The organism is Streptomyces sp. NBC_01352, from assembly GCF_036237295.1.
GTDB classification, from domain to species: domain Bacteria; phylum Actinomycetota; class Actinomycetes; order Streptomycetales; family Streptomycetaceae; genus Streptomyces; species Streptomyces plumbiresistens.
In genome coordinates, this window is sequence record NZ_CP108354.1 from 5,697,504 (window position 1) to 5,710,157 (window position 12,654).

Here is a 12,654-nt window from a genome sequence, read left to right on the forward strand (position 1 = left end):
CCTGAGAGCCTCCTGTGCGTTTCTCAGGAAAATCACAGGTTCCCGAAAGCGTGCTCTCAGAGGCCCCCGACATCGTGTCCAGCATGACCACGACCTCGCCCCAGGGGCGCACCGAACTGCTGAGGCCGGACGGGAGCCCCGTCCGAGTGCTTGTGGTGGACGACGAGCTGTCGATCACCGAGCTGCTGTCCATGGCCCTTCGCTATGAGGGATGGCAGATCCGGAGTGCCGGTGACGGCACGGGCGCGATCCAGACCGCCCGTGAGTTCCGGCCCGACGCCGTCGTCCTGGACATGATGCTTCCCGACATGGACGGGCTGACCGTGCTGGGGCGGCTGCGGCGTGAGCTGCCCGAGGTGCCGGTTCTCTTCCTGACCGCGAAGGACGCGGTCGAGGACCGTATCGCCGGGCTCACCGCCGGTGGCGACGACTACGTCACCAAGCCGTTCAGCCTCGAAGAGGTCGTGGCGCGGCTGCGGGGGCTCATCCGGCGGTCCGGTGCGGCCGACCGGCGGTCCGACTCCGTGCTGGTCGTCGGTGACCTCACCCTCGACGAGGACAGCCACGAGGTGTACCGGGCCGGCCAGGGCATCCACCTCACCGCGACCGAGTTCGAGCTGCTGCGCTTCCTCATGCGCAACCCGCGCCGGGTGCTGAGCAAGGCGCAGATCCTCGACCGGGTGTGGTCGTACGACTTCGGCGGCCAGGCCAATGTGGTCGAGCTGTACATCTCCTACCTGCGGCGGAAGATCGACGCCGGTCGCGAACCGATGATCCACACCCGGCGTGGGGCCGGTTATCTGATCAAGCCCGCCGCGTCATGAGCGGGCGACGACGGCCGCGGGCGCAGAAGAAGCGAGCGGGCAAGCCGCGCACCCTGCGGAGCCGGCTCGTCGTCGCGTCGGTGGTGTTGATCGCCGTGGTCTGCGCGGTGATCGGCACCGTGACGACACTGGCGCTGCGGTCGCATCTGTACGAGCAGCTCGACGGGCAGGTGCGCGAGAACGCGACGCGGGCGTCGGGTGACTTCAAGCCGTCCGGAGCCAAGGACGGCGACGCCCCGAACGCGCAGCCGCCGCCCAAGAAGAGCCTCGACCAGCTCGTCGAGAACGGTCCGCAGCCGAGCGGCACCATCGCGGTGGAGATCGAGAACGGCTCCGTCACCGAAGGCAGGGTCGGCAAGAAGGACGACTTCCAGCAGATGGCCGCCGTGGCGCTCAGCGCGGCACAGCTGAAGGTGTTCGACTCCGTCCCGAAGGACGACAGCGCACACACGGTGGAGATCCCCGGGCTCGGCGACTACCGCGTCAAGTACGCGGAGGGCCCCAACGGCACCTACTACGTCGCCCTCCCCACCGCCGAGACCGACAGCACCATCAGCACCCTGATCCTCGTCGAACTGAGCGTCACCGCCGCCGGACTCGTAGCCGCCGCCATCGCCGGCTACGTCCTCGTCGGTGTCGCCACCCGCCCCCTCCGCAAGGTCGCCGCCACCGCCACCCGGGTCTCCGAACTCCCGCTCCACACCGGCGAGGTGAACCTCAGCGAGCGGGTGCCCGAATCGGAGACCGACCCGCACACCGAGGTCGGGCAGGTCGGCGCGGCACTGAACCGGATGCTGAACCACGTCCACGGGGCCCTGCACGCGCGGCAGCAGAGCGAGATGCGGGTACGGCAGTTCGTGGCGGACGCCAGCCATGAGCTCAGGACGCCCCTGGCCTCCATCCGGGGGTACGCCGAGCTCACCAGACGCGGCAGGGAAGAGGTCGGGCCGGACACCCGGCACGCCCTCGGACGGATCGAGTCCGAGGCCGGCCGGATGACCTTCCTCGTCGAGGACCTGCTGCTGCTCGCGCGCCTCGACGCCGGGCGGCCGCTCCAGTTCGAGCAGACGGACCTCGTACCGCTCGTCGTGGACACCATCAGCGACGCACGCGCGGCCGGACCGGACCACACCTGGCGGCTCGACCTGCCCGACGAACCGGCGCTCGTGTCGGCGGACGCGGCGCGCCTGCAGCAGGTGCTCGTCAATCTGCTGGCCAACGCCAGCAAGCACACCCCGGCCGGTACGACCGTCACCGCGCGCGTGCAGCGGCGCGGGCCGTGGCTGTGCGTGGACGTGGAGGACGACGGGCAGGGCATCCCGGCCGAGCTGCTGCCGCGGGTCTTCGAACGGTTCGCGCGCGGCGACTCCTCGCGCTCCCGTGCCTCCGGGTCCACCGGACTGGGCCTGGCGATCGTGCAGGCCGTCGCCGCCGCGCACGACGGCGCGGTGACCGTGGACAGCGTTCCCGGCCGCACGGTCTTCACGGTGCACCTGCCCGCGCTGGGCCCGGTGACGCCCCGTCCGGCTCCCGAAACGAACTGGCAATCGCACTCACAGGCACAGCACAGCGCCGCCATATGGGTGCAACAGGGGGCCTGACCAGAGTCGTTGTCATGCGAACCGACTCTTCTCCCGGCACCCTGCCGGCGCGGGAGCACCTCCCGGCCGGAGATGCCGGTACGCCTGTCCTGGACGTAGTGATCCCCGTCTACAACGAGGAGAAGGACCTCCAGCCGTGTGTGCTGAGACTGCACGAGCACCTCAAGCGCACGTTCCCGTACGCGTTCCGCATCACCATCGCGGACAACGCGTCGACGGACACCACCCCGCAGGTGTCCGCGCGGCTGGAGGCGGACATCCCGGAGGTGCGGGCCTTCCGGCTGGAGCAGAAGGGCCGGGGCCGGGCCCTGCGGACCGTCTGGTCCTCCTCGGACGCCCCGGTCCTCGCCTACATGGACGTGGACCTGTCCACCGACCTCAACGCGCTGCTGCCGCTGGTGGCACCGCTGATCTCCGGCCACTCGGACCTCGCGATCGGCTCCCGGCTGGCCCGTAGCTCGCGGGTCGTGCGCGGTGCCAAGCGGGAGTTCATCAGCCGCTCCTACAACCTCATCCTGCGCGGCTCCCTCCAGGCGCGCTTCTCCGACGCGCAGTGCGGCTTCAAGGCGATCCGCCGCGATGTCGCCCAGGTGCTGCTGCCCCTGGTGGAGGACAGCGGCTGGTTCTTCGACACCGAGATGCTCGTGCTCGCCGAACGGGCCGGGCTGCGGATCCACGAGGTGCCCGTCGACTGGGTCGACGACCCGGACTCGACGGTCCACATCGTGAAGACGGCGACGGACGACCTCAAGGGGGTGTGGCGCGTGGGCAAGGCCCTGGCCACCGGTTCGCTGCCGCTGGACCGGATCACCCGGCCGTTCGGCGACGACCCGCGCGACCGCGACATCAAGGACGTCCCGAAGGGCCTGGCCCGCCAGCTGGTCGGCTTCTGTGTCGTCGGCGGTCTCTCGACCCTCTTCTACCTGCTGCTCTACAGCGGCTTCCGCCAGTTCTCCGGTTCGCAGATCGCCAACGCGCTCGCGCTGCTGGTCTCGGCGGTCGCCAACACGGCGGCCAACCGGCGCCTGACCTTCGGGGTGCGGGGCAGCGCCGGAGCCGTCCGGCACCAGGCGCAGGGCCTGGTCGTCTTCGGCATCGGCCTCGCCCTGACCAGCGGCTCCCTCGCCGCCCTGGACGCGGCGTCCTCCGACCCCGCGCACTCCACCGAACTCGCGGTCCTCATCGCCGCCAACCTGGCCGCGACGGTCCTGCGCTTCCTGCTCTTCAGGGCGTGGGTGTTCCCGGACAAGCGCGAGTCGACGGTCGTGGCCTCGCACACGCCGTCCTCGCCGACCTGCTTCGCGGCACCCGAAGCCCACCAGCAGCCGCACCCGCCGCTGCCCCAGCGCCCGACGGCCCAGGGGCCGGCGCACGCGCCCCAGTACGCCACGGCGCCGCAATCGCCGTACGACAGCACCCAGTTCCGCGCCGGTGAAGCCGCGGACCGCACCAGGGGGGACGCGACCATGCATCTGCAGCCGGTGCGCCCGACCGACACCGACCCGAGGGACACCCGATGACCACCCACACCGACCACCCGACCCAGGAGGGTCCCTCCGCCTGGGGCCCGCCAACGGCCCGTACCGACACGGCCGTTCAGGAGCCGGTCGCTCCCCCGGCTCCACCGGCCCCCGAGTCCGGTGAGTCCAAGCAGCCCTTCGTCCGCAGACTGTGGCGGGGCCGGCCCGAGGACCCGCGCTGGGCGCGCCCCTCGTTCCTGGGCCTGCTGCTCGCGACCGCCGTGCTCTACCTCTACAACCTGAGCGCCTCCGGCTACTCCAACTCCTTCTACTCGGCGGCCGTCCAGGCGGGCAGCAAGTCCTGGAAGGCGATGTTCTTCGGCTCGCTGGACGCGAGCAACGCCATCACCGTCGACAAGCCCTCGGCCTTCCTGTGGCCGATGGAGATCGCGGCCCGGATCTTCGGCCTGAACTCCTGGACGATCCTCACGCCCGAGGTCCTCATGGGCGTCGGCACCGTCGCGGTCGTCTACGCCTCCGTGCGCCGCCGGTTCGGCCCCGGGGCCGGTCTGATCGCCGGCGCCGTGCTCGCGCTCACTCCGGTCGCGGCGCTGATGTTCCGGTTCAACAACCCGGACGCGATGCTGGCGCTGCTGATGGCACTGGCCTGCTACTTCGTGGTGCGGGCCCTGGAGGACGGCCGTACGAAGTGGCTGGTGTGGGCCGGTGTCGCGATCGGTTTCGCGTTCCTCGCCAAGACCCTGCAGGCCTTCGTGATCCTGCCGTCGCTGGCGATCGTGTACGCGGTCTGCGCGCCGGTGAACCTGAAGAAGCGCTTCGGCCAACTGGCCCTCGCCACGGGCGCGATGGTGGTGGCCGGCGGCTGGTGGGTGGCGATCGTCGAGCTGTGGCCGGCCTCGTCCCGCCCCTACATCGGCGGCTCGCAGAACAACAGCTTCCTTGAACTGACCTTCGGCTACAACGGCCTCGGCCGCATCAACGGCGAGGAGACCGGCAGCGTCGGCGGCGGCGGTGGCGCGGGCGGCACCGGACAGTGGGGCGAGACCGGCTGGGACCGGATGTTCAACTCCGAGATCGGCGCCCAGATCTCCTGGCTGCTGCCCGCCGCGCTGATCCTGCTCGTCGCCGGCCTGGTGGCCACCCGCAAGCTCGACCGGACGTCGGTGACCCGGAGTTCGTTCCTGGTGTGGGGCGGCTCGCTGCTGATCACCATGGTGGTCTTCAGCTACATGGCGGGCATCTTCCACCAGTACTACACGATCGCCCTCGCTCCCTACATCGCGGCCGTCGTCGGCATGGGCTCGGCGACCCTGTGGGAGAAGCGGTCCGAGATGTGGGCGTCCCTCACGCTCGCCGCCGCGGTCGTGGCCGGCACCGCCTGGGGTTACGTCCTGCTCAACCGCACCCCGGACTACCTGCCGTGGCTGAAGTGGCTGGTGCTGATCGGCGGCCTGGTCGCCGCGCTCGGCCTGGTCTTCGTGGCCAGGCTCGGCCGGCAGCTGGCGCTCGCCGCGGCGGGCCTGGGCATCGTGGCCGCGCTGGCCGGCCCGGCGGCGTACACGCTGAGCACGGTGAACTCCGCGCACACCGGCTCCATCCCGACGGCCGGTCCGGCGGGCGCCGGCATGATGGGCGGCCGGGGCGGCGGTCCCGGCGGTGGCGGCATGGGCGGCGGCTTCCCGGGCGGTGGCCAGAACCAGCAGAACGGCAACGGGAACACGCAGGGCGGCACGCCCGGCGGCGGCACCGGTACCTTCCCCGGCGGGGGCACGCCCGGCCAGAACCAGCAGGGCAACGGCGTCCCCGGCGGCGGCCGGACCGGCGACGGCGGCACGGGCGGCGGCGGAGGCATGGGCGGTCTGCTCAACGGAGCCACCGTCACCGACGAGGCCAAGAAGCTGCTGGAGACCGACGCCGACCAGTACACCTGGGCCGCGGCGGCCATCGGCGCGCAGAACGCCGCGAGCTACCAGCTCTCCACCGGCGACCCGGTGATGGCGATCGGCGGCTTCAACGGCACCGACCCGTCGCCGACGCTGGCCCAGTTCAAGCAGTACGTGACCGACGGCAAGATCCACTACTTCATCTCGTCGGGCACCGGCGGCGGCATGGGTGGCAGCAGCGACGGCACGTCCTCGCAGATCACCACCTGGGTCGAGGCCACCTTCAAGAAGGTGACGGTCGGTTCGGCCACGTTCTACGACCTGACGCAGAAGGCGTAAGGGACGGGATCGACAAAAGGAGAGGAAGGGCGGTGGCTGCGGCCACCGCCCTTTCCTCGCACCTCCGTTATCCCCGTTGTACGCCGTATAGGAGCTGTTCTACGGTGTACAGCATGACGACGTCCCCCCAGGAACAGACCCCTGCGCAGACGCAACAGACAGGCGGCCACCCCCAGCGCTGGCTGATCCTCGGTGTCATCTGCCTCGCACAGCTCACCGTGCTGCTCGACAACACCGTCCTGAACGTCGCGATCCCCTCCCTCACCCGGGAGTTGGGCGCGGCCACCTCCGACATCCAGTGGATGATCAACGCGTACTCGCTGGTGCAGTCCGGCCTGCTGCTCACCGCGGGCAGCGCCGCCGACCGCTACGGCCGCAAGAAGATGCTGGTGGCGGGGCTGATCCTGTTCGGCGTGGGATCGCTGGTGGCCGGACTGGCGGACTCCACGGCCCAGTTGATCGCGGCGCGGGCCGGCATGGGCGTCGGCGGCGCGCTGCTGATGACCACCACCCTCGCCGTGGCGATGCAGATCTTCGCGCCCGAGGAACAGCCGAAGGCGATCGGCATCTGGGCCGCGGTGAACTCGCTGGGCTTCGCGACCGGACCGCTCATCGGCGGCTTCATGCTGAACCACTTCTGGTGGGGAGCGATCTTCCTGATCAACCTGCCGGTCGCGGCGCTGGGCCTGGTGGCGGTCGTGGCACTCGTCCCCGAGTCCAAGAACCCCCAGGGCGACCGTCCCGACCTGCTGGGCGCCCTGCTGTCGACCATCGGCATGGCCTCGCTCGTGTTCGCGATCATCTCCGGGCCGGAGCACGGCTGGACGTCCGGCCGGGTGCTGCTGACGGCGACCGTCGCGGTCGTGGTGCTGGCCGCCTTCGGGTACTGGGAGAGCCGGATCCCCTACCCCATGCTCGACATGCACTTCTTCAGGAACCGGCGCTTCACGGGAGCGGTCGCCGGCGCGGTACTGATCACCTTCGGCATGGGCGGGTCGCTCTTCCTGCTCACCCAGCACATGCAGTTCGTCCTCGGGTACGGCCCCCTGGAGGCGGGGCTGCGCACGGCACCGCTCGCCCTGGTGATCGTGGCGCTGAACTTCACCGGTGTGTCGGCGAAGTGGTCGACCAGGCTGGGCACCCCCGTGTCGATCGGGCTGGGCATGACGGTGATGGCGGCGGGCCTCGTCTCGATCGCCACGGTCTCCTCCGGGGGTTACGCGGGCACGCTGTTGGGGTTGCTGCTCATCGGTGCGGGGACCGCGATCGCGAGCCCCGCGATGGCGCACGCGATCATGAGTGCGATACCGCCGGAGAAGGCCGGGGTCGGGGCCGGGATCAACGGCACGGTGGCGGAGTTCGGGCAGGGGCTGGGGGTCGCGGTGCTCGGGGCTGTGCTGAACTCCAGGTTCGCCGCGTTGATTCCGGTGGCGGCTTCCTCGTTGCCGGCCGCGCTTGCCTCGGCGGGGTCGGCCGAGGAGAAGGCTCGGATCACGGACGCGTTTGCCTCCGGGCTGGAGAGCAGTCAATTGGTCGGTGCGGTCGCTGTGTTGCTTGGAGGGGTGGTCGCGGCCGCGTTGTTGCGGCGGGCCGAGCGGGCAGACTCCGCCTAGGAGCTCGGGTGGCTGGGTAGGTGGGCGGCTGCGGGTCCGTTGTGGCTGGTCGCGCAGTTCCCCGCGCCCCTGAAAGGGGCGCTTAAGCTGGCGGCAATTGGAAAGTTCAGGGAAGGTGCGCCATGGCGAGGACGGCCCGGGCGGCGGCGCGGACCAGCGTGTGGCTGGAAGACAGGGCGCGTCGCGGCGGGCGGGGCGGTGGGCAGCCCTCCGGGCTCGACCGCGACCGGATCACCGAGGTCACCGTGCGGCTGCTGGACGCGGAGGGGCTGGCCAAGTTCTCCATGCGGAGGCTGGCCGCCGAGCTGAACGTCACGGCGATGTCCGTCTACTGGTACGTCGACACCAAGGACGACCTCCTCGAACTTGCCACGGACGCGGTGATGCGGGAGCTGGAGCTGCCCGATCCGGCGGCCGACGAGAACTGGCGCGACCAACTGCGCACGCTGGCCCAGGGGTACCGGGCCATGCTGGTCCGCCACCCCTGGCTGTCGCCGCTGGCCGGACGCTTCCTCAACATCGGCCCCAACTACCTGGCCTTCTCCCTGGTCGTCCAGCAGGTCATCCGCAAGACCGGTCTGCCCGTGCACCGGCTGACCGGGGCCATCTCCGCCGTCTTCCAGTTCGTCTACGGCTACGGCACGCTCGAGGGCCACTTCTACAGCCGCGTGACGGACACCGGCATGACCCCGGACGAGTACTTCCGGTCCGCCGTGAACGAGGTCACGAAGTTCCCGGGCGCCACCGAGGTCATCCAGGAGTCGACGGAGATCATGGCGGCCCGAGGCGGCGACACGGTCCAGGAGATGATGGAACGGGACTTCCAGTTCGCCCTGGACCTGCTGGTGGCGGGAATCGAGGCGATGGTGGAAAGGACGGATGACCAAACGCCCTGAAGGGGCGCGGGGAACTGCGCGACAAGCCACAACAAACCCGCAGCCGCCCGACTACAGCACCCCCCAGCTCCTAGGCGCCGTCCCCCGAAGCAAGCCGAGCCGGAAACCCGCCGGTGGCAACCGGCCCCCACCGCTCCGGCGTAACCCGGATGATCGACTTGCCCTGCTTCCGCATCGCCGCCCGGTACTCGTCCCAGTCCGGATGCTCACCGGCGATGTTCCGGTAGTACTCCACGAGCGGCTCGACGGACTCGGGCGGGTCGATGACCTCGGCCGTGCCGTCGATCTGGACCCACGCCCCGTCCCAGTCGTCGCTGAGCACGATGAGGCTGACCCGGGGATCCCGCTTGGCGTTGCGGGTCTTGGCGCGCTCGGGGTAGGTCGAGACGACGATCCGTCCCGAGTCGTCGACGCCGCAGGTCAGCGGCGAGCCCTGGGGGCTGCCGTCGGACCGGCGGGTGAGCAGGATGGCGTGGTGCCGGGGTCGTACGAAGTCCAGCAGCTCGTCCAGGGATACGGCCGTGTTGGTCGCGATGTTCGGTGCCATGGGCCCAGCCTAGGACTCCGGGCTGCCGCGCCCGGGACGCAGGCTCACCTCTCCAGCGCCTCGGCGAGGTTGTCGTACACCGGAACGTCCCGCCGCACCCCGGTCAGCTCCAGGACGCGGCAGGCCACCCCGTGGGGCGCCGCCACCACCCGGACCCGTGTCCGGGGCTGGAGGACGCGGCGTACCTGGTCGACGAGTCGTACGCCCTGGGAGTCCATGAAGTGGGTCCCGGTGAGGTCCAGGACCAGCAGCCGCAGGCGGTCGGCGCGGGCGTCCGCGGCGGACATGATGCGGTGGTACAGGCCCTCCGCGTTGCAGAGGTCGATCTCCGGGGGCAGGGCGATCACGGTGCAGCCGGGCAGATCGCGCAGATCACGCAGCTCGCACGGATTCGGGATGAAGGTCACGGCAACTCACCTGGCAGACGTCCGTCCGGATTCCGGGGAGGCCACTTCCTGACCTGTCGCCCCCCATTGCATCACGCGGACGGGGGCGCCCGAAAGTGCCTGCGCCCCGGCTTCAGCCGGGCGTCACCTCGACGCAACAGAGCAGATAAAGTGCTGTCCGTCCTGTGCTCGCAGTCGGGAATGTGCTGCGGAGCTCTCCTGCGCACGGCCATCGGTCGTGCATGCCGAAGAGGTTCGTGGTGGCTGCGTTCGAGTTTCCTGATTTGCCCCGTTTTCCTGCCGGTTTCGAGTTGGCGGAAGCCCTGACGGTGGCGGCTCAGCAACTGCACGACACCAGCACCCCGCACAGCACGATGCGTGCCGCGGTCCGGCTGGCCGTCCACATCCTGCCCGGCGCCGAGCACGCGGGCATCTCCGTCATGGAGCGCACCCAGCAGCGCCGCACGGTCGCCTGGACCGACGAGGTCGTGCGCTCGGCCGAGTCCGGGCACCCGGGCCGCGAGCAGGACCGGTACTGGGAGGGCCTGTGGACCGCGCCCGTCCTGCGGGTCGAGGACAGCGAGGCCGACGACGCCGGGACCGTCCTGTCGGAGCTGGGCCTGCGCTCGGCGCTGTCGCTGCGGCTGCGCGCCGACCGCCGCCGCCTCACCGTGCTCACGGCGTACGCCCGCAAACCGCGCGCCTTCGACGAGGCCGGCGTCCGCATCGGCCGCCTGTTCACCGCGCACGTCAGTCTCGCCCTGGACTCCGCGACCGTACGGGAGCAGCTGACGGAGGCCATGCGCACCCGGGACCTGATCGGACAGGCCACCGGGATCCTGATGGAGCGCATGGACATGGACGCGGCGGAGGCCTTCGAGTCCCTGGTCAAGGCCTCGCAGCGGGAGAACGTCAAGCTGCGCGACCTGGCCCGGCGCATCGTCGATGCGCACAACACCACATGAGCGGCGAGAGCGGCCAGGCGTTAACGGGCGTTGGCGGGATAACCGTACGTCCATGAGCCCTGACACGCCCGACACGCTGGAAATGGCCATCGTGCGCAGCAGCGGCCTCGACACGCTGCTGCGCGATCTGACCGACCGTGCAGTCGAGGCGGTGCCCGGCGCCGCCGCATGCAGCATCACCGTGCGCCGGGCCGACCGCCTGCTGACCCTGGCGGGCAGCCGCGGCCTGCCCAGCGGCCTCGACCAGCGGCAGTACGAGAACGGCTCGGGGCCGTGTGTGGAGGCCGCCGAGACCAACGTCGAGCAGTACGCCCCCGACCTGGAGACGGAGACGCGCTGGCCCACCTACACGTCGTACGCCCTCTCCGCCGGCGTGCGCTGTGTGCTGGCGCTGCCGATCGACGTCGAGGGCGAGAGAGGCGCCGCCCTCAACCTCTACGGCGTCCAGAGCGACGCGCTGGGCCGGGGCCGGGACGCCGCACGGGCCTTCGCCGCCCGGGTGGGCGACGCGATCAACGTCGCCCTGCGCGTCGAGCGCCGCCGCGAGTCGACCGCCGACGTGCGCACCGCCCTGCTCTCCCGCAGCGTCATCGACCAGGCGATCGGCATCCTCATGGCCCAGGAGCGGATCGACGCCCGCATCGCCCTGCAACGCCTGCGCCGCGTCTCCATGGACCACAACGTCAAACTCCGGGACCTGTGCACCGACTTGGTGGCCCGGGTGAGCGGCGGCGACGGCCGCAGGCCCTGACGCCTTCCGGCAGTTCGCCCGGACAGCTGCGGGGCCCCGCCCGCACCGCCTAGCGTGAGCCGCATGAGCGCGGAAGAGCTCGACCCAGAGGAACAGTGGCCGCTGCCACCCGCCTGGATGTGGGACTGCGCCGAGTGCATCCGCCGGTACGAGGCGATGAAGCACGTGCAGGCCGTCATCGCCGGGCTGACCGCGGAGGATCCCGGCGTCGACTGGGACGTCACGGACAGCATCGTCGCCACGCAGATCGACCTCGGCCGGCACCTCGCCGACGCGCACCGCGAGTCCCTGCCGGACTGGGATCCCGCGTGCGAGACCTGCGCCGACCACCAGTCCTCCGTGCAGCGGCTGGAGAAGCGGTCGCCGGATCTGCTGCCGGGCGCGGTGATGGCGGCCGAGGAGCACCGGGCCCGCCACCTGTTCGCGCCGCCCCGCATCGTCGGCCTCATGTGACCCGGCGCGGCTAGGCCTGCGGGAGTGTGTCCCCCTGCACCGCCTGGATGTCCAGCTCCACCTTGAGCGTCGTACCGATGGCCGCGATGCCCGCCTGGACGACCTGGTTGTAGTCCATGGCGAAGTCCTCGCGCCGCAGTTGGGCCGTCGCCCGGAAGGCCGCCCGGGTGCCGCCCCACGGATCCGAGCCGGTGCCGAGGTAGGCCAGGTCCAGGTCGACCGGGCGCAGGACTCCGTGCAGCTCCAGCTCCCCGTGGACCGTCCAGCGGTCGGAACCGGCGGCCGTCAGCCCCGCCGAACGGTAGGTGATCTCCGGGAAACGCTCCACGTCGAGGAAGTCCGCGGACTTCAGGTGGGTGTCCCGCATGCCGTTGCCGGTGTCGATGGACGCGGCCCGGATGACCGCCTCCACCCGGGACTTGGTCACGTCGTCGGGGGCGACCTCGATCGAGGCCGTGAAGTCGGTGAACCGTCCGTGCACGCTGGAGATGCCCAGGTGCTGGGCCACTGCGGCCACGCTGGAGTGCGCCGGGTCGACGGTCCAGGGTCCCGGCGGCGGCAGCTCGGTGCCGCCCTGCCGGGCCAGCGTCACCGTGCCGACCTCGGCCCGCCCGCTCGCGGTGACGAGGGCGCTCGCGGCGGCGGGCGCGTACCCGACCGCCGTGACGATGACGGTGTACGCCCCCGGCGTGAGCGCGGCCGCGTCGCGCACGACCCCGTCCCCGTCGGCCTCGGCGCGCAGCACCTGCGAGCCGGTCATGTCGGTCACCGTGACGACCGCGTGCGACACGGCCCATCCGTCCCGCGTACGGATCTTCGCGGTCAGTCCCATTTCAGGTAACTCCTCACAAGAGACCGGCCCGTGGGGGTGCGCACCTCCGCTCAGAGTGCGCACGCCCCACGGGCCGGAGCCGA

Annotated in this window: 12 protein-coding genes; 9 read left to right on the forward strand and 3 right to left on the reverse strand. The window is 71.0% G+C overall.

Annotation, left to right across the window (positions count from 1 at the left end):
* Positions 1 to 83: 83 nt before the first annotated feature.
* The 6 genes from OG252_RS26465 to OG252_RS26490 all read left to right on the forward strand — a co-directional run bounded on the left by OG252_RS26465 (position 84) and on the right by OG252_RS26490 (position 8,637).
* On the forward strand, positions 84 to 824 hold the full coding sequence (locus OG252_RS26465; protein ID WP_329339193.1) for a response regulator transcription factor: 741 nt from the start codon (positions 84 to 86) through the stop codon (positions 822 to 824).
* Positions 821 to 2,425, forward strand: a complete 1,605-nt coding sequence (locus tag OG252_RS26470) for a sensor histidine kinase (protein ID WP_329339196.1) — start codon at positions 821 to 823, stop codon at positions 2,423 to 2,425. Before OG252_RS26465 ends, OG252_RS26470 begins: the two co-directional genes overlap by 4 nt.
* Before the next feature lie 14 nt (positions 2,426 to 2,439).
* The gene (locus OG252_RS26475; RefSeq protein ID WP_329339198.1) at positions 2,440 to 3,945 is read left to right on the forward strand and encodes a bifunctional glycosyltransferase family 2/GtrA family protein; all 1,506 of its coding nucleotides are present in this window, start codon (positions 2,440 to 2,442) and stop codon (positions 3,943 to 3,945) included.
* The gene (locus OG252_RS26480; protein WP_329339200.1) at positions 3,942 to 6,128 is read left to right on the forward strand and encodes an ArnT family glycosyltransferase; all 2,187 of its coding nucleotides are present in this window, start codon (positions 3,942 to 3,944) and stop codon (positions 6,126 to 6,128) included. The genes OG252_RS26475 and OG252_RS26480 overlap by 4 nt, the downstream gene beginning before the upstream one ends.
* A gap of 113 nt (positions 6,129 to 6,241) precedes the next feature.
* Entirely contained in the window at positions 6,242 to 7,741 is a 1,500-nt protein-coding gene (locus OG252_RS26485) for an MFS transporter (protein WP_329339202.1), read from the forward strand.
* A gap of 122 nt (positions 7,742 to 7,863) precedes the next feature.
* Entirely contained in the window at positions 7,864 to 8,637 is a 774-nt protein-coding gene (locus OG252_RS26490; protein WP_329339204.1) for a TetR/AcrR family transcriptional regulator, read from the forward strand.
* A gap of 70 nt (positions 8,638 to 8,707) precedes the next feature.
* Here the strand turns inward: OG252_RS26490 and OG252_RS26495 are convergent, their stop codons facing one another.
* Positions 8,708 to 9,184 carry a PPOX class F420-dependent oxidoreductase gene (locus OG252_RS26495; protein WP_266436954.1) on the reverse strand — a complete coding sequence of 159 codons (477 nt, stop codon included), beginning with the start codon at positions 9,182 to 9,184 and terminating at the stop codon, positions 8,708 to 8,710.
* A gap of 44 nt (positions 9,185 to 9,228) precedes the next feature.
* The gene (locus OG252_RS26500) at positions 9,229 to 9,591 is read right to left on the reverse strand and encodes an STAS domain-containing protein (RefSeq protein WP_266436957.1); all 363 of its coding nucleotides are present in this window, start codon (positions 9,589 to 9,591) and stop codon (positions 9,229 to 9,231) included.
* Positions 9,592 to 9,812: 221 nt separating this feature from the next.
* Here OG252_RS26500 and OG252_RS26505 point away from each other — a divergent pair, with 221 nt between their 5' ends.
* The 3 genes from OG252_RS26505 (at position 9,813) to OG252_RS26515 (ending at position 11,739) form a co-directional block, all read left to right on the forward strand.
* Positions 9,813 to 10,535 carry an ANTAR domain-containing protein gene (locus tag OG252_RS26505; protein ID WP_329339208.1) on the forward strand — a complete coding sequence of 241 codons (723 nt, stop codon included), beginning with the start codon at positions 9,813 to 9,815 and terminating at the stop codon, positions 10,533 to 10,535.
* A gap of 52 nt (positions 10,536 to 10,587) precedes the next feature.
* Positions 10,588 to 11,286 carry a GAF and ANTAR domain-containing protein gene (locus OG252_RS26510; protein WP_266436962.1) on the forward strand — a complete coding sequence of 233 codons (699 nt, stop codon included), beginning with the start codon at positions 10,588 to 10,590 and terminating at the stop codon, positions 11,284 to 11,286.
* 63 nt (positions 11,287 to 11,349) lie between these two features.
* Positions 11,350 to 11,739, forward strand: a complete 390-nt coding sequence (locus OG252_RS26515) for a hypothetical protein (RefSeq protein WP_329339210.1) — start codon at positions 11,350 to 11,352, stop codon at positions 11,737 to 11,739.
* 10 nt (positions 11,740 to 11,749) lie between these two features.
* Here OG252_RS26515 and OG252_RS26520 read toward each other — a convergent pair whose 3' ends face one another.
* A complete protein-coding gene (locus OG252_RS26520) occupies positions 11,750 to 12,571 on the reverse strand; it encodes a YceI family protein (RefSeq protein ID WP_329339212.1) in 822 nt (273 codons plus the stop codon).
* Between the last annotated feature and the right edge of the window lie 83 nt (positions 12,572 to 12,654).